General features: G+C 71.7%; 16 protein-coding genes and 1 pseudogene. 10 read left to right on the top strand and 7 right to left on the bottom strand.

The features are described 5' to 3' along the window. Nucleotides 1-73: 73 nt before the first annotated feature. Together ACFYNO_RS39950 and ACFYNO_RS39945 are read right to left on the bottom strand one after the other, a co-directional pair. Entirely contained in the window at nucleotides 74-2,038 is a 1,965-nt protein-coding gene (locus ACFYNO_RS39950) for an FtsX-like permease family protein (RefSeq protein ID WP_388023359.1), read from the bottom strand. After that, nucleotides 2,035-2,793: an ABC transporter ATP-binding protein gene (locus ACFYNO_RS39945; protein ID WP_388023386.1), complete on the bottom strand. Its 759-nt coding sequence runs from the start codon at nucleotides 2,791-2,793 to the stop codon at nucleotides 2,035-2,037. Before ACFYNO_RS39945 ends, ACFYNO_RS39950 begins: the two co-directional genes overlap by 4 nt. Before the next feature lie 378 nt (nucleotides 2,794-3,171). Between ACFYNO_RS39945 and ACFYNO_RS39940 the strand changes: the two genes are divergently transcribed. Then, complete coding sequence (locus ACFYNO_RS39940; RefSeq protein ID WP_388023356.1) at nucleotides 3,172-3,981, top strand: maleylpyruvate isomerase family mycothiol-dependent enzyme; 810 nt, start codon at nucleotides 3,172-3,174, stop codon at nucleotides 3,979-3,981. Between the two features lie 1,031 nt (nucleotides 3,982-5,012). On the opposite strand, the pseudogene ACFYNO_RS39935 reads toward ACFYNO_RS39940, so the two are convergent. Next, a pseudogene (locus tag ACFYNO_RS39935) lies at nucleotides 5,013-5,324 on the bottom strand (helix-turn-helix domain-containing protein); the annotation flags it as partial. A gap of 209 nt (nucleotides 5,325-5,533) precedes the next feature. Between ACFYNO_RS39935 and ACFYNO_RS39930 the strand changes: the two are divergent. The 6 genes from ACFYNO_RS39930 (at nucleotide 5,534) to ACFYNO_RS39905 (ending at nucleotide 8,393) form a co-directional block, all read left to right on the top strand. Then, nucleotides 5,534-5,677, top strand: a complete 144-nt coding sequence (locus ACFYNO_RS39930) for a hypothetical protein (RefSeq protein WP_388023354.1) — start codon at nucleotides 5,534-5,536, stop codon at nucleotides 5,675-5,677. Then, complete coding sequence (locus tag ACFYNO_RS39925; protein WP_388023352.1) at nucleotides 5,653-5,808, top strand: hypothetical protein; 156 nt, start codon at nucleotides 5,653-5,655, stop codon at nucleotides 5,806-5,808. Before ACFYNO_RS39930 ends, ACFYNO_RS39925 begins: the two co-directional genes overlap by 25 nt. 12 nt (nucleotides 5,809-5,820) lie before the next feature. Next, complete coding sequence (locus tag ACFYNO_RS39920; RefSeq protein WP_388023349.1) at nucleotides 5,821-6,600, top strand: SDR family NAD(P)-dependent oxidoreductase; 780 nt, start codon at nucleotides 5,821-5,823, stop codon at nucleotides 6,598-6,600. 202 nt (nucleotides 6,601-6,802) lie between these two features. Then, nucleotides 6,803-7,240 (top strand): SRPBCC family protein, encoded by a 438-nt coding sequence (locus ACFYNO_RS39915; protein WP_388023346.1) that lies wholly within the window; start codon nucleotides 6,803-6,805, stop codon nucleotides 7,238-7,240. Nucleotides 7,241-7,608: 368 nt separating this feature from the next. Then, nucleotides 7,609-7,959, top strand: coding sequence for a PRC-barrel domain-containing protein (locus ACFYNO_RS39910; protein WP_388023344.1), 351 nt, complete (start codon nucleotides 7,609-7,611; stop codon nucleotides 7,957-7,959). Nucleotides 7,960-8,078: 119 nt separating this feature from the next. Then, nucleotides 8,079-8,393 carry a YtxH domain-containing protein gene (locus ACFYNO_RS39905; protein ID WP_388023342.1) on the top strand — a complete coding sequence of 105 codons (315 nt, stop codon included), beginning with the start codon at nucleotides 8,079-8,081 and terminating at the stop codon, nucleotides 8,391-8,393. Between the two features lie 581 nt (nucleotides 8,394-8,974). Here ACFYNO_RS39905 and ACFYNO_RS39900 read toward each other — a convergent pair. Continuing rightward, on the bottom strand, nucleotides 8,975-9,958 hold the full coding sequence (locus tag ACFYNO_RS39900) for a LacI family DNA-binding transcriptional regulator (protein ID WP_388023339.1): 984 nt from the start codon (nucleotides 9,956-9,958) through the stop codon (nucleotides 8,975-8,977). 564 nt (nucleotides 9,959-10,522) lie between these two features. On the opposite strand from ACFYNO_RS39900, the gene ACFYNO_RS39895 reads away from it, so the two are divergent. Further along, nucleotides 10,523-12,391, top strand: a complete 1,869-nt coding sequence (locus tag ACFYNO_RS39895; RefSeq protein ID WP_388023337.1) for an RICIN domain-containing protein — start codon at nucleotides 10,523-10,525, stop codon at nucleotides 12,389-12,391. Nucleotides 12,392-12,485: 94 nt separating this feature from the next. Here ACFYNO_RS39895 and ACFYNO_RS39890 read toward each other — a convergent pair whose 3' ends face one another. The 3 genes from ACFYNO_RS39890 to ACFYNO_RS39880 are packed head-to-tail and all read right to left on the bottom strand — an operon-like array spanning nucleotide 12,486 to nucleotide 15,431. Further along, nucleotides 12,486-13,454, bottom strand: coding sequence for an isopenicillin N synthase family dioxygenase (locus ACFYNO_RS39890; protein ID WP_388023334.1), 969 nt, complete (start codon nucleotides 13,452-13,454; stop codon nucleotides 12,486-12,488). A 38-nt stretch (nucleotides 13,455-13,492) separates the two neighbouring features. Then, nucleotides 13,493-13,945, bottom strand: a complete 453-nt coding sequence (locus ACFYNO_RS39885; protein ID WP_388023331.1) for a nucleoside deaminase — start codon at nucleotides 13,943-13,945, stop codon at nucleotides 13,493-13,495. Between the two features lie 19 nt (nucleotides 13,946-13,964). Next, nucleotides 13,965-15,431, bottom strand: a complete 1,467-nt coding sequence (locus ACFYNO_RS39880; protein WP_388023328.1) for a purine-cytosine permease family protein — start codon at nucleotides 15,429-15,431, stop codon at nucleotides 13,965-13,967. 258 nt (nucleotides 15,432-15,689) lie between these two features. On the opposite strand from ACFYNO_RS39880, the gene ACFYNO_RS39875 reads away from it, so the two are divergent. Next, on the top strand, nucleotides 15,690-16,112 hold the full coding sequence (locus ACFYNO_RS39875) for a carboxymuconolactone decarboxylase family protein (protein WP_388023325.1): 423 nt from the start codon (nucleotides 15,690-15,692) through the stop codon (nucleotides 16,110-16,112). A 208-nt stretch (nucleotides 16,113-16,320) separates the two neighbouring features. Then, entirely contained in the window at nucleotides 16,321-17,916 is a 1,596-nt protein-coding gene (dacB, locus tag ACFYNO_RS39870) for a D-alanyl-D-alanine carboxypeptidase/D-alanyl-D-alanine-endopeptidase (RefSeq protein ID WP_388023323.1), read from the top strand. Nucleotides 17,917-18,091 lie beyond the last annotated feature (175 nt).

Below are 18,091 nucleotides of genomic sequence, written 5' to 3'. Positions count from 1 at the left end.
ACACCGGAGCCGGGTGGATCTCCACGAGGGGTCCACCCGCCTCCGGTGCACCGTCGCAATGGCTGACGGCAGGTCAGCTCAGGCCCCGGCGCGCCCCCGCCGTCGCCAGGTGGCTCGGCAGCAGGCTCGCCGCCAGCGCGAGCAGTACGCAGAGCAGGCCCGCAGCGGCCAGCGGGAGCCAGGGCAGGTGCAGTGCCACCGTCGCCTGTCCGGCCAGGATCCGCCGGTTGACCAGGGCGGTGGTGCCGACCTGGGTGAGCGTGGTGACCAGCAGTCCCAGCGCAGCAGCGGCGGCCACCACCAGCAACGCCTCCAGCGCGACCATGCCGAGCACCTGGCGGCGCTCGGTGCCGGCCAGCCGCAGCACCGCGAAGTCGCGGCGCCGGTCGGCGGCCGACATCACCATGGTGTTGACGATCGCGAGCAGCGCGTAGACCAGCGCGGGGCCCAGGATCGTGGTCGTCGCGATCCAGGAATAGCGGGCGCCGGGGTCCGGGCCCGGATGCTGCGCGTCCGTCAGGGCGGCACCGGCCAGCGGTGCCGCGGGCGCCGCGCTCAGGTAGACCGCGCCGGGGTGGGTGCCGCTCAGATGGCCGGCCAGCGCGTCGCCCGCGATCAGCACCTCGTCCAGGCCCAGCTGGGTGCGGTAGACCAGGCTCAGGCGCAGCGTCAGCACCGTCTCGTCGGCCAGCCGCAGCCGCACCTGGTCGCCGAGCTGCCAGCCATGCGCGGCCGCCTGGTCGGTGGAGGCTGCCAGGCTCTGACCGCGCAGGTCGGCGGCGGTGCCGCGGACGGCGGGCAGCGCGAAGGCGGTCGCCAGGTCACCGTCCACCACGGTGGCGGCCGACGGGACGGAGGCCGCCGAGTCCTCCGAGCGGTCGGCGAACGCGGCGGCGTCGGCCCCGAGCCCACTGATCACCACCGAGGTGGTGGCGGTGGCCCGCAGACCCGGCTGGGCGGCGGTCAGCTGCCGCACGGCGTCGGCGGGCAGCGGCGCGGCGCCGGCGCGCAGCACGAAGCGGGCGGCCGTGGCAGCCCGACCCTGGGCGGTCATCGCGTCGGCGAAGACCGCGGTGCTCCCCACGGCTGTACCGGTCAGGGCGATCACCAGGAAGGCCGGGGTCGCGGTGGAGACCGTGCGGCGCACCGAGGTGAGCGCATTCTGCCGGGCCAGCAGTGCCGCCGCGCTGACCGTCCGACGCAGCGGCCAGGTGAGCAGCCGGACCAGCCCGGGCACCAGCAGCGGGGCGAACAGGCTGAGCGAGACGATCGCCATCAGGTCGATCGCCATCACCCATTGCGTGGCGAACTGCGGGTCCTGGACCTGGCCGCCACCGCCACCGCCCGGGGTTGCGGGCAGCAGTGGGGAGTAGAGGTAGAACGCGACGGTGGTGAGGAGGCCGCCCAGCTGCAGCACGGCGCAGGCCCAGCGCACCGGGGTCATCACCCGCCCGTCCGCCGCGGCCTCGCCGAGCGCCTCGGCCGGGCGCACCCGGGCAGCCCGGAGCGAGGCGGCGAAGGCGCCGATCAGCGCGACCACCAGGCCGATCGCGGCCGCCACCAGCAGCGGGGCCAGCGCGGGCCGCGCGGTGAAGCCGACCGGGGCGGCGCCCCTGGCCACGAGCCAGGCGGCCAGCACCGGCGCGGCCGGCAGCGCGAGCAGGCAGCCCGAGACCGCGGCGGCCACCGCGATCACCAGCGCCTCGCCCATCACCAGTAGCTGGACCTGACGGGGCGTCGCCCCGACTGCGCGCAGCAGCGCGGTCTCCTGGCGGCGCTGGGCAACGGCGAAGGCGAAGGTGCTGGCCACCACGAAGACCGCGACGAAGGCGGCCATCCCGGCGGCGAAGGTCAGCACCTTGTGCAGCGAGGGCGCACCGAGCGGGGAGTCGTCGCCCATGGTGTCGTTCAGCAGCACGCCGGTGGTGGCCACCAAGGTGACGCCCAGGGTGAGGGCGAGGTAGGAGCCGGCGAAGGCGGCCCGGCGGCGACGCAGGCTCGCGGCGGCGACCGGCAGCAGAGTCAGCAGGGCGCTCACTGGTTCACCTGTGCGGTGCCGCGCGGCGCGGTCTCCAGGGCGGTCATCCGCTCCGCGACCTGCTGCGCGGTGGGCGCCGCCAGGTCGTCCACCAGCCGGCCGTCGGCCAGGAAGAGCACCCGGTCCGCGTACGCGGCGGCGACCGGGTCGTGGGTCACCATGACGGTGGTCTGGCCCTCCTCGTCCACCAGCGAGCGCAGCAGGGCCAGCACGTCGCGGCTGCTGGAGCTGTCCAGCGCGCCGGTCGGCTCGTCGGCGAAGAGGACCTTGGGCCGGGTGATCAGCGCCCGGGCGATGGCCACCCGCTGCTGCTGGCCGCCGGACAGCTGGGACGGCAAGTGACCGGTCCGGTGCCCGAGGCCGACCTGAGCCAGCGCCCGCGCCACCTCGGCCCGGTCCGGTCGCCTGCCCGCCAGCCGCAGCGGAAGGCCGACGTTCTGCTCTGCCGTCAGCGAGCCCACCAAGTTGAACGCCTGGAACACGAAGCCGAGCACGTCGCGTCGAAGCACCGTCAGCTGGGTCTCCGTCAGCTGCCCGAGTTCGACCCCGTCCAATACCACTCGCCCCGAGTCCGGCCGGTCCAGGCCGGCCGCGCACTGCAGCAGGGTGCTCTTCCCCGACCCCGAGGGGCCCATCACCGCGGTGAAGGTCCCGCGGGCGAAGCCCACGTCCACCCCCGCGAGCGCGCGTACGGCCTCCGGGCCGGTTCCGTAGGTGCGGTGCAGTTGTTCCAGTCCGAGGACCGTATCCCCCATGATCATCACAGGGGGTATGCCTACCATGCCCGGCAGCCCGCTGGCCAGCGGGTTTCTGGTTCATCGCCCTGCGCCCTGCGCCAGGCACACGCGGCCCAGGCTGCCTTCCGGTGAGCCGCTGCGCAGCCGCCGCTGACGTCTACGCTGCCACCCGGGCGGCCGGGCCTGACGCCCAGGCGGCCAAAGAAGCGGCGGCCGCGGCGGACAAGGATGCCACGGGCGCCCGGACGGACGCCGACGCCTCGACCAAGGCTGCGGCCCAGGAAATCATGTCTCTACTCAAAACAATCCTACGCGGTGCGCAAGATTGCCAGCGCGCAATTATTGCCGGGCGGCTGGGACTTGCCCGAACCGATGGTGGGTCAGCATCGTAGTGCTATGGACACGATCAGCATCTTCCGTCATGAGAGCGCGGCCTTCGAACAAGCGATCCGGCAGGCGGCCGAGGCGCCTGCCGCGCCGCTGGTGCCGTCCTGCCCCGAGTGGTCGGCCGCCGACCTGACGTTCCACCTGGGAGCCGTCCACCGTCTGGTGGCCCGGCTGCTCACGGAGCGGAGCAGCACCCCGCCCGACCCCACCGAGTTGAGTTTCCTGGACCTGCCGGCCGGCACCGCCGACTGGCCGCCGACCGACCGGCCCGCCGAGAAGCCGTTCACCGGCCCGGTGGCGGCGAGCCTGGTCGACTGGTTCGCCGCCGGCGCGGCGGCGCTGGGCCGCACCTTCGCCGACACGCCGGCGGACGCCCGGGTGTGGACCTACGGCGCCGACCCGACCGCGGCCTTCTGGCTGCGGGTGCAGGCCATCGAGGTCTCGCTGCACCGCTGGGACGCCGAGGGAGCGCTGGGCCGGCCGGCCGCACCGCTCGACGCCGAGCTGGCGGTGGACGCGGTGGCGCAGAACTTCGAAGTGATGGCCCCGTTCCGGCGCGCCATGACGCAGGCGCCGCCCGGGGCCGGCGAGTGCTACCGGCTGCGCCGCACCGACGGTCCGCAGAGCTGGACGGTGCGGTTCGACGGCGAGGCCGTGCAGTTGGCCGGCGAGGGCGCGGGCGAGGCCGACGTCGAACTGGCCGGCACGGCCAGCGACCTGGTGCTCTTCCTGTGGGGCCGGCTGCCCGCCGACCGGCTCGAGGTGCGCGGGGACGAGGCCGTGCTGGCCCGCTACTTCACCCTGGTGCCGCAGATCTAGCGGTCGCGATCCGCCTGGCTCACCACGGGCCCCACCTGCACCTTCGTCAACTGCCGGACGCATCCGTCCTACCGTGCCGTACCTCCGCGCGTCCCCATCGCCGTGGGTCTCCGTTTCCTGGTCGTGATCGGAGACGAGGAAGAGCATCAAGATCTGGCCGCATTAGGGCGCGTATCAGGTCGTGATCAATTTGTGGGGCTTCGGCGGCCAGGGCGACGGTCAGGCTGCCGGCGACGGCTCCGGTACCCGAACTTCACCCGGCACCCGTCGAGGTGCCCGGGGAGAAGTAGTCGGCGCCCGGCGACCTATGGACAAACAGTCACTGAGCTGTGGAAACACCGCTTCCGGCGGGACCGCCTGGCGCAGGTGTCTGCCTTGGTGCCAAAGGGTGGAAATGTCACCTATTTCGAGGCGATACACAATCACCGAGCCAACGGTAAGCAGACACATCCCGCTTGGGAACATGCTGGCCGCCGTCCCGGCCGGCGCCGCCCGCATCGAGGACCTGGTGCAGCGCGGCCCGGCCGCGCCGGCCTGGGCGAGCAGGGCGGTGAAGACTCGCTCCCAGGTACCGTCGATCGCCCGGCGCGGTCCGGTCGGGTGTGTCGTCCGCACGGCGATCGGCCGATGGCGGCGTCGCGTTGGAGGCCTACTCGGCGCAGATCGCTGAGCTCGCGCGGCTCACCGGCGAGTGCGAAGCGTCCGTCCCGACCAGGAATCGAACAGACCCTCAGGTCAGCTGTCATCGCGCCATTCACAAGGGCCTTGGCGTGGCGGCAGGATGGGCGCATGACAGCAGTGGGGTGGAACCCGATCGTTCCCATCCTCGAGATCCTGGTGATCGCGGCGCCGGTCGCACTCGTTGCCTGGGCGGTGGTGCGCTACATGCGGCGGCGCGGCAAGGTGTAGCCCTGGCCGGACGGTGCCGGCGGGCTCAGGGGCTGGCGGTGAACCAGGTCACGACCACCGAGGACATCCCCTCCTGCACCCGGCACACGACGCTGATGTGGTCGCCGGCTGGTCGGTCACCGTCGGTCCAGCATGCGGTGGACGCCGGGGGTGATGTGCCGCGGAACCATGCCGGGCCCGGGTGGCACCAGGTTGGCCAGGCAGAACAGGTGGGCACGTTCCTCCTGGGTGAGCCGCAGGGCGCGAGCCAGGGCCTCGACCACTTGAGGTGAGGGGCTGGTGGCGCGGCCCTGTTCGAGCCGGATGATGTAGTCGGCGGAGATGCCGACCAGCTGCGACAGCTCCTCGCGCCCCCCGGGGGGCAGGCCGACGGCCTGGGGCGGTACATGATCACGCCAGTGGCGCAGGGCCGCGCCGAGTTCTGTGGTCGCCATATGTCGATTGTGGCAAATCAGTCGTTTACCAGCCTGGTACTGCCATTCCCAGGAAAACAGGACTACTGGCTGCTTGTGCTTGTGCGGCCGACTGTGGAGGCATGACTCAAGCACGGTTGCCTGGCAGCCCGTCCTGGGGTTCATCGGGCTCGGTGACCAGGGCCTGCCGACGGCCACGCAATCGCCCAAGCCGGCTTCCCGCTGCACGCATGGGCCCGGCTGAACTGCCGCTGGACATCGAGTGGCGCATCGACATCGACGGCGTGGAGGCAGACCTCGCCTCCACCTGCCGCTCGCAGTACCGGCCCGAGCGCGGCGCCGACGGCCTGTGGCGCATCGCCCGGATCATCTGAGCCACAAGGGCTGCACCGTCGGCGACCACCACCTCGGCGACGACCGGCCCGAGGCCGTCGCCGAGCAGTACTCCGCCGAACACCCCTGGCTCCACCAGGACCCCACCCCGGCCGCCCCGGCCACCCGCTGAAAGGAACTTCCCATGAGCAAGCTCGCCCTCGTCACCGGCGCCACCTCCGGCATCGGCAAGGCCTTCGCCGAACGGCTCGCCGCCGACGGCTACGACCTGATCATCGTCGGCCGCAACAAGGACCGCCTCGAGGAGTTCGCCGCCGCCCACCCCGAGGTGGCGGTGCGCACCGTGGCCGCCGACCTGTCCACCGACACCGGCGTCGACACCGTCGCCGAGATCTGTGCCACCGAGCCGCTGACCATGCTCGTCAACAATGCCGGCGTCGCCCACTACATGCCCCTGGCCCAGCTACCCGCCGACAGGGCCCGCGAACTCGTGCACGTCAAGGTCGTCGCGCCCACCATGCTCACCCGCGCCGCCGTCGCCGGCATGCAGGAACGCGGCGAGGGACAGATCATCAACGTCGCCGGGATGATCGCCTTCAGCGGCCCCGCCGACAAGTCCGTCATGCCCCGCCGCGCCGTCTACGCCGGCTCCCTGGCCCACCTCGTCGCCATGTCCCAGACCCTCAGCGCCGAGCTGGAGGACACCGGGGTCCAGGTCCAGGTGCTGTGCCCCGGCGTCGTCGCCACCGAGTTCCACACCCGCCAGGGCCTCGACATGAGCGTCGTGCCCCGCATGAGCGCCGACGATGTCGTCACCGCCGGCCTGCGCGGCCTCGAACTCGGCGAGATCGTCTGCGCCCCCGGCGTCGAGGACGCCGGCCTCCTCGACGCCGTCTTCCGGGCCGACCTCGCCGCCTTCGCCGGCCAGAGCCCCGCCCTCGCCACCCGCTACCGCACCAACTGAATCGGACCCGTGGGGCCCCGGCCCCGGGGGGGGGGGGGGGGGGGGGGGCCCCCGCCCCCCCCCCCCGGGGCCCCCGCCCCCCCGGGGGGGGGGGCGGGGCCCGCCCCCCACGGCCACACGACCGCTGGCCGCACTGGCCTCACGCCGCCGGTGGCGCGCCAGCGCTCCTGACCCCGGGCCTGCCCCATGCCTACGATGAGACGTGGCCCGCTTCGTACTGACCCGTCGTTCGCCGCTCACCGCCGAGGCCTGCTGGGCCCGCCTCACCGACTGGCCGCGCCACGGTGACCGCGTGCCGTTCACCCAGGTCCGCGTCGCCCGCGGCTCGGGCCGACGATCGGGCGACGCGATCCTGGCACGCACCCGGGTGGGGCCGGTGGCCTTCGACGACCCCATGGAGATCGTCCACCTGCAGGCCCCGGCGCCGGGACGCGACGGGCTCTGCCGTCTGCAAAAGCACGGGCGCGTGGTCCGCGGCTGGGCCGTACTGACGGTGCGCGCGATTCCCGAGCAAGGCGGCACCGAGGTGACGTGGACGGAGGAGATCTCGATCGCGGGTCTGCCCCGCGCGGTCGATCCGCTGGTGGCGGTGTCCGGTCGGGCGGTGTTCGGCAGAGTGCTGGCGCACCTGCTCTCCTGACCGGCCGCGTTGACCGGCTGGTGTCACGGCCGCGGTCGCCTACGGCCCCTCATCGCCATCCCGCCTCCGCCACGGCGGGATTGTGCGCCTCCCGCCAGGTCATCACCTCGTCGACCATGGCCAGGGCCGCGCCGGGGGCGATCTCCTCCAGACCCTCGAGGAGCATCGCCCAGCCGGCAGTCCTTCCAGTCCCTGCGGCGGTCGGGTGGACCGTTCTGCTCCTTCGGCCTCGCTGCGCGTGCTTACACGCCGAGCTTCAGCGCGGCCTGGTCCCGGAGGCGGGCCTGGAGGAACCCGCGCGACGGGTGCATGAGGCTGCCTCCGCGGGACAGACGGATGGCACGTCAGGTTCTACGAAAGGTGCTTCCGTGGAGAACGTCATGTGGGACTACCAGGAGGACTCCGGCTACCAGGCCGGCACCGAGCTGATCGGCTACAAGGTCGAGGCGACCGACGGCCACATCGGCAAGGTCGACAAGCACTCCGACGACGTCGACGCCCGGTACATCGTGGTCGACACCGGCCCGTGGATCTTCGGCAAGCACGTCCTGCTGCCGGCCGGCACCATCACCTCGATCGACCCCGACAACCAGACCGTCCGGGTCGGCCGCACCAAGGACGAGATCAAGAACTCCCCCGAGTTCGACAAGGACAAGCACGCTGCCGACGCCGACTACCACCAGCAGGTCGGCAGCTACTACAACGGCCTGCCGCGCTGATCCACCAGCAGATCGAGCCTGCGGGCCCGCACAGCCGGGCTGTGCGGGCCCGCAGGCTGCCCCTACCGGACCGCCTGCGGCGCCGAAAGCAGCCGCCCACTGCTCATCATGGAGACGACATGCACAAACCCACCCTGATCACCGGGCTCGCCCTGGGCTACGTGCTCGGATCGCGAGCCGGACGCGAACGGTACGACCAGATCAGCAGGACCGTACAGTCGATCATGCGGGCCCCGGCGGTGCGGTCAGCCGCCAGCTCCGCGACCAACGCAGCCGGCTCAGCCACGCACAGCGCCGCACACGCGGTGGTCGAGACGATCGGTCACCGCCTCCACCCCACGGCGCACGAGCGCCTGTCGCGGCTGCGCGACCGCACGGCGGGGTACCGCACCGGCGAGCCCGAGACGGTCACTGTGCCCACCGCGGACTGCTGACCGCCGCAGACGTGTCGGCTGACGGCGGCTGTTGATCCGCGCCGTCAGCCGTCCGACTCGGGCGGCGGGCAGCGGGCAGCAGTGCCGCACCCACGACCGGACCGGATCCGGGCGAACCGCACGGCTATGCCGTCAACACGGCAATCGAGCGGATGACCGGCGAGAGACTCGGCCGCGGCGCCTTCTCCAGCGCGCTGACACGGCTGCGCGGCAAGGGATCGATCTGGACGGAGAGCGCAGGCGACGCCCGACGCGCCTGACCAGTGCCGGCTGCGAGATGCTCAAAGGCGAACTCGAAGCCCTTCCCCATGTCGCGGGGCGCATCTTCGAGACCGTGGTCCCGGACACGACCCCGCTGAACCTGATGCCCCGCCAGGTCAGCCTACGGCTCCTGGCTGAAGCCGCGGGCGACGGCTGAGGGTTCGTGGGCGTCGCTTCCGAACGTCACCGCGTCACCGCCTTCTTCGTGCCACCACCGCAGGATGGTCGCGTGCAGCGGTATGCGGGTGCTGATCTCGGCCCCTGCCAGGGCTGCGACCACGTCGACTGATCGACACGGGCGGGCTGGTGCTGCGGAGCCGTCAGTCCTTCGGTGGCGCCGTGCTCTCCCGTACGGTGAGGGTCGTTGCGATCTCCAGCCCCGTCTGGGGTGCCGGCTCACCGCGGCCGAGTGTCAGTGCCAGCTCGGTCGCCGCGACGGCCATCTCGATCAGCGGCTGGTGGACGGTGGTCAGTGGCGGGTCCACCCAGGAGACCACCGGCAGGTCGTCGAAGCCGACCACGCTCAGGTCCTCGGGGATGCGCAGGCCGGCTTCGCGTGCGGCCTGGTAGACCCCGAGTGCCAGGAGGTCGTTCGCGGCGAAGATCGCGGTGGGGCGGTCGGGCCGGGTCAGCAGGCCGTGCGCCGCGGCGTGGCCGTCCTCCCGGGTGAGCTGGGCGTGGACCACGAGGTCCGGATCGGCCGGCAGTCCTGCGGCCTGCAGCGCCGAGCGGTAGCCGTCCAACCGGGCGACGCAGCACAGCACGTCCTGCGGTCCGCTGATCATCGCGATGCGGCGATGGCCCAGCTCGGTCAGGTGGCGGGTCGCGGCCCGGCCGCCGGACCAGTTGGTGGCGCCGACGAAGGGGACGCCGTCCGGCAGTTCACGGGTCGGATCGAAGACGACGAACGGAATGCCCTTCGCCTCGAGCTGCCGGCGCTCGGCCTCGGAGAGCTGTGCCACCGACAGCACGCAGTTCGGGCGGCGGGCCACGGTATCGTCCCAGGCCGGAGCGGGTGAGTCGTGCAGGCCGAGGCGCGAGAGCATCAGCCCCACCCGGTGCTTGCTGGCCACCCGCTCCACGCCCCGGATGATCTCCACGGCCCACATGTGCTCCAACTCGCGGAACACGAGCTCCACCACGTTGCTGCGGTTGGCCCCCGAGAGCCTGCGGTAGCCGTACCGGTCGATCAGCTCCTCGACCCGGGCACGGGTGCCGGGAGACACTCCCGACTTGCCGTTGAGCACCTTCGAGACGGTCGGAATCGACACGCCCGCCGACTCGGCGATGTACGCGATCGTCACCGGCTTGGAGGGGTCACCCCCGGGACGTTCGCCACCGTCCGCCGGTCCTTCCGCTGCGATGTCAGCCAAAGCCGCCTTCCGATCCTTCGCGTCCTCGCCGCCCCCCATGGCCGGCCGAGCGACCGACAGCCCTGCCGCGGCGGGTGCAGCACCTTGCGGTTGCCGCACTGCCGGCCCGAGCGCCGGCCCGCAGCGTACCAGCGGGGAGGGACGGTGGACCGGCGCGGTCGGCCCTGGTGAGTGGGACGAACAGAAGGTGATGTGCTTCGACGCTGACACGCGGCCGTTCGGACTGCCAACAGAAACAGAAAGCGAAATTTGCTTTCGTTTCTCCCCTTGCATGAAAAGAGAACGGTCGATACGGTCGCCGCCGAACGGTTCGTCGGACGCGGGAGCCGCCCGCGCCCACCCCTGAAGCGTCTCCCCAAAAGCGGCCCGCCCCACCTTCCGGGCCGCCCCCACAGTGCGATGAGGGCTCCACCCCCACCCCTGCCTGCCGTGCCTGAGCGCACGACGGACGGGAGCACCCATCCCCGCCCGAACACGACCCCGATGGAGGGTTTCGTGAAACAGTTACTCCGCGCCGGACGCGATCGCCTGCTCGCCCTGGCCGCCGCCGCGACGCTCACCGCCGCCGCCCTGTCGGTCGGCACGCTCACCGCCGCCACCCCGGCCGCCGCCACCACCTCCGCGACGGTGACGGTCGACGCCACCCACTGGCTGGCGAACTACTCGTCCACCACCCCCGGCCTGAACACCCAGGTCTACGACACCAACATGAACCGCTCGGACATCCCCGGCCTGCTCAGCAACGCCGGTATCGGAATGATGCGCTACCCGGGCGGCAGTTACGCCGACGTCTACCACTGGCAGACCAACACCGCCGACGGCGGCTTCGTCGCCCCGAACACCGACTTCGACACGTTCATGGGCACCGTCCGGACGGCGAACGCGCAGCCGATCATCACCGCGGACTACGGCTCCGGCACGCCGCAGGAGGCGGCGGACTGGGTGCGGTACGCCAACATCACCAAGGGCTACGGCGTCAAGTACTGGGAGATCGGCAACGAGATCCCCGGCAACGGCGAGTACGGCGCGCAGTGGGAGACGGACAAGCACTCCAGCCACAGCGCCACCACCTACGCCACCAACCTCCTGCAGTTCATCTCGGCGATGAAGGCGGTCGACCCCGGCATCAAGATCGGCGCGGTCCTCACCACCCCCGGGAGCTGGCCCGACGGCATCGTCGGCCCCGGCGACACCCAGGACTGGAACCACACGGTCCTGTCGATCGCCGGTCCGAAGATCGACTTCGTGATCGTGCACGACTACCCGACCAGCACCAGCGAAGCCGACCTGCTGGCCAAGCCGCAGACCAACGTGCCGAACTTCACCAGCACGATCCGGTCGATGATCAACCAGTACGCCGGCAGCAACGCGCCGAACGTGAACTTCGCCATCACCGAGACGAACGTCGACAAGTACAAGGACACCGCCCCGAACGGGCTGTTCGCCCCGGACCAGATGCTGACCTGGGCCGAACACGGCGCCTTCACCGTCGACTACTGGGCCATGCACAACGGCTCCGACTGCACGCAGGTGACCACGGTGGACGGTGCCACGGACTACGCCGAAGGGGGCGTGCTGGCCAGCGGCTCGTCCTGCGAGCCGCCGCTGGACACCCCGTTCGCGCCCTACTACGGCATCTCGATGATCAGCAAGCTGGCCCAGTCCGGCGACTCGCTGATCCAGACCAGCAGTTCCACCTCGCTGATCTCCACGCACGCGGTGCACCGCGGCAACGGCGACGTGAACGTCATGCTGATCAACAAGGACCCGAACAACAGCACCACGGTGTCCCTGTCCTACAACGGCTTCACGCCGTCCTCGGCCGCCCCGACCGTGTACACCTTCCTGAAGAACAGCACCTCGATCACCTCGTCCGCCACCGGCAGCGGCACCACGCAGACCGTCCCCGCGTACTCGGTGGTCGTGGTGCAGATGCATCCGAGCAGCGGCGGCGACGGAGGGTCCTCGGGCGCGCTGCACGCCGTCGGCGCGGGCAAGTGCCTGGACATCAACAACAGCAGCACGACCGCCGGGACGCAGGCCCAGATCTGGGACTGCAACGGCGGTACGGCGCAGGCCTTGGCCCGTACCGCCGCCAAGGAGTTCCGCCTCTACGCCAACTCCTCCACCCCGATGTGCCTGGACGACTCCGGCGCGGGCACGGCCAACGGCACCGCCGCCGTGATCTGGCAGTGCAACGGCGGCAGCAACCAGCAGTGGAACGTCAACTCCAACGGCACGGTCACCAACGTGCGGACCGGGCTGTGCCTGGACGTCAACGGGTTCGGCACCGCGAACGGCACCAAGGTGCAGCTCTGGGCCTGCGGCTCGAACCAGAGCAACCAGCAGTGGACGTTCGGCTGACGCGAGTCCGCTGAACCGCGTCGGGCGGCCCGGTACCCCGCCGGGCCGCCCCCGTGGCCGATGTCGAAGAGCGAGCCGTCGCCTGAAACCCTGGTCACCTCACGCTGATGGCAAGCAGCTTGTCCCTCAGGTATACGGAGGAGTCCACGGGCGCGTGCGCCACGGGGCCGGCGACCGGGACCACCATGGTGTGCGGGTCGCACTCGTAGAAGTAGACCAGGGACATCAGGTCCTCATCCGGGGCGTCGGGGGACGGCGGGAGGACCCGGTGGCGGCCGGAGCGCCACCGGCCGCCGGTCCAACGGGCCATCAGGTCACCGATGTTGACGGTCAGAGCCGCCGGGTCGTACGGGGCGTCCTCCCAGCCCTCGCCGCCGTCCTCGGGATCGATCCAAACCTGGAGCCCGCCCTTGCCCTGCTGGCGGTCCAGCAGGGTGACCGTGCCGAAGTCGGTGTGCGGGCCGATCCGGAACTGGCCGGGGAGGGGCTCGCCCACCACACCCGTGCCCGGGTACCAGTTGATGTTCAGGGTGTACGTCGGGTGCGTGGTGTGCGCGGTGAAGAAGTCGGCGCCCTGGCCCAGCGCGGTGCCGAGCAGCCGGAGCACCTCGTCGGCGACGGAGCGCATCCGCCCCAGGTAGTCCTCCACGATCGGCTGCAACCCCGGCACTTCGACCCGCGGCCAGCGGTTCGGCTGGAACCAGAAACCGTCGATCTCGGCTTCGCCGATCGGCTGATCCGCGCCGACCGTCCAGGACTCCTTGAGATCCGGCGGGGTCGGGGTGCCTTCCGAGTAGCCGTTGGCCTCAGCGCCCTCGGCCAGCCAGCCGCGGCCGCCGACGCTCACCGCGTAGCGTTCCTTCGCCTCCGAGGGCAGCGCGAAGAACGAGCGGGCGGCCCGCCGGACCTCCTCCCGGATCTCGAGGCTGACGCCGTGTCCGGTGATCAGCAGGAAGCCGGCCTGGCTGAGCGCGGCGTCCACGGCCGCGGCGGTACCGGCCCGGGCCGCCGGGTCACCGGAGAGCCAGCGGCCGAGGTCGATCACGGGGATGCGAGAGGACATGGTGCTCCAAGGGGTGCCAACGGGATCATCCAGCGGGGTCACTCGCCGATGTCCTCGTACCAGAGGTCGGGCCGGGTGGCGATGAACTCCCGCATCAGTGCGATGCATTCGGCGTCGTCGAGGACGGTGATCCGGACCCCGTGCTCGGCGAGCCAGTCGTGGCCGCCGTGGAAGGTCCTCGCCTCCCCGATGATCACCTGCCCGATGCCGAACTGCCGGACCAGGCCCGAGCAGTACCAGCAGGGCGACAGCGTGGAGACCATCGTGGTCCGGCCGTAGCCGCGCAGTCGGCCCGCCGCCCGGAAGGCGGCGGTCTCCGCGTGCATGGACGGATCACCGTCCTGGACGCGGCGGTTGTGGCCGCGTCCCAGCACTTCCCCGTCCGGGCCGAAGAGCGCGGCGCCGATCGGGATACCGCCCTCGCGCAGACCCAGACGGGCCTGCGCGAGGGCGACGGACAAGAGCTCGGCGGGAACGGGCAGGTCGGTCATGAGCCCACTGTCCACCGGTTCAGCCGGCGACGGCGTCGGGCGCGCCGGTCACCGGCGTCCGGACCAGACCGGGCACCCGGCGCAGCGCCAGGTAGAGCAGCACGGCGATGGCGAAGCCCGCCGCGAAGGCGAGGTCCCCGATGCCCGGGTACTGCTTGGCGACCAGTCCGACGTAGTCCGTCTGGTTGGAGAAGAGCCAGACGCCGAGCGCCGTGCCCACGGCCATCGCGATCGGCGCGGCCCGGTTGCGGTACGTGGTGTCCTGGAGCAGCGCGGCGGTGTCCGCGTCGGAGCGGGCGCGACTGAGGAAGCGGTCCAGGAAGGTGACGCCCAGCCAGGGGCCGATCCAGTAGCTGATGACGAGCAGGAAGTTCTCGTATTTGGTACCGGAGTTGCTGAGCCCGCTCCAGGCGACCAGGGTGCCGACGACGCCGAAGACCAGGGCGACCGCGGCGCGGTTCACCCGGGCCGGGAGCCCCCGGCCGATCGCGACGAAGGAGAGCGACCCGGAGTAGATGTTCAGCGCGTTGGCGGCGATCCCGCCCAGCGCGATGGCGAGCAGGGTGAGGTCGGCCAGCCAGCCCGGGAGGGAGTAGGTGAACGCTCCGGTGAGGGAGAGCCTGGACGCGATGCCGTCCGGGATCAGAACAGTCGAGGAGGCCGCGCCGATGACCTCCAGAAAGGCGCAGGAGACGAAGACACCGACGGCCGGCCACAAGGCGGTCTTCCATCGCGCGGTGGTGGCCGGGAGGTAGCGGGTGTAGTCGGCGCCGTACGGGGTCCAGCCGGCGGCGTAGCCGAAGGCGGCGCCCGCGGCGAGCCAGAACGCGCCGGGGGCGGCGTGCGCGCCGGTCGCGGAGCCCGGGTGGGAGTGGGCGAGGATGACCGCGGCGGCGGCCACGAAGACCACGGTCAGTACCGGGAAGGTGTACTTCTCGGCGCTGTGCACGAAGTTGTGGCCGAAACAGGCGACGGCGACCTGGAGGACCACCACCACGAAGAGGCAGAGCAGCAGCGGCCAGCCCAGCAGGGTGTTCAGCGCGTATGCGGCGCTGACGCTGTTGACCGCGAACCAGCCGATGCCGGCGGTGAGCGCGTTGAGCACGGCGGGCAGCGCATTGCCCAGGAACCCGAAGGCGGAGCGTCCGGCGACCATCTGGGTCACTCCGAAACGCGGACCGACCACGCCGAGGAAGCCGTGGGCGACGGCGCCGAGCGCGGTGCCCAGGACCAGTGCCAGCACGCCGGGCCAGAACCCGAGGCCGAGGATGCCGACCGCGAGGACGCCGACGAAAGCGGTGGCGAACTCCATGTTGGGTGAGGTCCAGGTCCACAGCAGGCCGAGCGGCTTGCCGTGCCGGGCCCCGGCGGGGACGGGCTCGATGCCGGTGGGTTCGATGGCGAGGATCCGGTCGCCGTACGCGGCTATCTCGGCAGCGCGCGAAGTGGCGGCCGCCGGCTTACTGGTGGTGGCGGGCGTTGTCATCCGGCCACTATCGGAGCAACGGCGTCGCCTGCGGTTTCGGCGGCATTGCGGACCGGTTTCCGGTCTCCCGGGCCGTCGCCGGAAGCGCCGGCCCCCGGCACCGGGACAGTTCTGCGGCGACTGACGCACCGTCGGGTTTGAGTTCGAGTGCACTCCAAGGCCTACGGTACTGCCATGTCTCCCGCCCGCCGGACTCGACGGGGGGAGCCGACCGGAAGTCACACGGCCGCCGACGGCGGCCCGGAGAGGAGCGCCACCATGAGCACGGCCGCGAACGAAGCCCAGGTCCGCCGGGAGCGCTTCGAGCACGGGATGGAGGTGCTGAACCGCATCGACGGCGAGGTCGGCCGCCGGGTCGTCGAGTCGCTGGACGACATCAACCCCGAACTCGGACACCAGATCGTCGCGTGGGGCTTCGGCGAGATCTACAACCGGCCCCAACTGGCACCGCGCGACCGTCAGTTGGTCACCCTGGGGATGCTCACCGCGCTCGGCGGCTGCGAGCCCCAGCTGGAGGTCCACATCAATGCCTCGCTCAACGTCGGGCTCACCCCCGAGCAGATCGTCGAGGCCCTGCTGCACTCCGCCGGCTACTGCGGCTTCCCCAAGGCCCTGAACGCCACCTTCGTCGCCAAGAAGGTGTTCGCCGAACGCGGCCTGCTGCCGGTCTCCGGCACCTGACGCACCGCCCGAACGAGGACGGGAGGTCGTGAGACCTTTCCGGCCGTCGGCGCGTGACTACTCATGACACCCCCTCAGGTCAGCCCTCGCCCGGCTGATAGCGTGATGATCACGACAAACGGGGGATTTCGGTCGACCGCCCGCGCCTGCGCGCGGGCGGGGGCGTGACGGAACCGCCCCCGCCGACCTGCTTTCCCTGGAGCCCCTGTTGACCACACGCCTGCCGCGCCGCACTCTGCCGCTCGCCGCCGTGATGCTCGCCGCATCCCTGCTCGTCGGATCCGCCCAGGCGGACGCCCCGGCGTCCGGCGATCCCACGCTCACCGCCGACCTCGACGCGATCCTCGCCGATGCCCGGCTGACCAACGCTCAGGCCGGCGTGCAGATCATCGACGCCGACACCGGCTCAGTGCTCTACCAGCACCAGCCCGATGCCCTGCTCACCCCGGCGTCCACCCTCAAGACCGTCACCTCGGCCGCCGCGCTCGACCTGCTCGGCGCCGACCACCGGTTCACCACCGAGGTCCGCACCGCCGGCAGCGTCCATGGTCCGGTGCTGGTCGGCGACCTCCTCCTGCGCGGCGGCGGCGACCCCAGCCTGCGCCCCCAGGACCTCGACGACCTCGCCTCCCGGGTCGCCGACTCGGGCATCACCACCGTCACCGGCCACCTGCTCGCCGACGGAACCCGCTACGACGCCACCCCGTACGGCCCGGGCTGGGCCTGGGACGACCAGCCGTACAGCTACAGCCCGCAGGTCTCCGGCCTCACCCTCGCTCCGGACTCCGAGTACACCGTCGACACCGTGCAGGTGACGGTCACCCCGGGTGCCCAGGCAGGGGACGAGGCCCAGCTGAGCCTCTCCCCCGCCGAGGCGCCGATGCAGCTCAACGGCAAGATCACCACGGGTGCGGCGGGCAGCACCACCACCGCCGATGTCGAGCGCCGACGCTCCGTCAACTCGCTCGACCTGAGCGGCAGCCTGCCTGTCGGCGCCGCCCCCGTCACCTTCTGGCAGACCGTCGAGGACCCGGCCGTCTACACCGGCGACGTCTTCGCCGCCGCCCTCGAGCGCCACGGCGTCCACGTCGTCCGCAACGATGTCCTGGCCGCCACCGGCACCGAGGACAGCCAGCCACTGGCGAGCCACGACTCGGCACCGCTCTCCGAACTCATCGTGCCGATGCTCAAGCTCAGCAACAACGGCATGGCCGAGCACCTCACCAAGGAGATCGGCAAGGTCAAGGCCGGCCAGGGCACCTGGACCGCCGGCATCACCCAGATCAAGGGCTTCCTGGCGGCCAACAGCCCCACCTCCCCCGCCGGCCGCCAGGTCGACGGCTCCGGGCTCTCCCGCTACGACCTGATCACGCCCGCCAAGATGACCGGTCTCCTCAAGGCCGCGCAGACCAAGCCGTGGTACCAGGCCTGGTACAACGCCCTCCCCGTCGCCGGCAACCCCGGCCGCCTCGTCGGCGGCACCCTCGCCAACCGCATGCGCGGCACCGCCGCCGCCGACAACGTCCACGCCAAGACCGGCTCCATGAGCGGCGTCGACAACCTCACCGGTTACGTCACCACCCCCGACGGCCACCACCTCGCCTTCACCGCGATGCTGAACAACTTCACCGGCCCCGTCCCGCACGGCATCCTCGACGCCATCGCCGTCCGCCTCGCCGCCGGCCACCAGGCCCCCACGACAGCCCCTGCCGCCCCTCGCTCCCTCGTGGCCCCGTCCACCGGCTCCACCGCCCCGGACACCGGCGCCCGCTGGGAGGACTGCGACTCCCTCCACCGCTGCTGAGCCCTCGCTCCATGGTCACCGAGGCCCCGAACAACGGGTGGCAACCCTCCCGCTCGGGGCCTCCTGACGCATTCCGGGACGCCTCAGAGGGTGTTCGATAGGGGATTCCCCCCAACTGTCCGGCTTTGATCGAGGTAGCACGGACTCGATTCCAGGATCTCGTGGCGGTCGGGTC

The sequence above is a fragment of the Kitasatospora sp. NPDC006697 genome (assembly GCF_042869935.1).
Taxonomy (GTDB): Bacteria; Actinomycetota; Actinomycetes; order Streptomycetales; family Streptomycetaceae; genus Kitasatospora.
The sequence above is the reverse complement of the archived record's forward strand: the minus strand, read 5'-3'. Positions and strand labels throughout refer to the sequence as shown.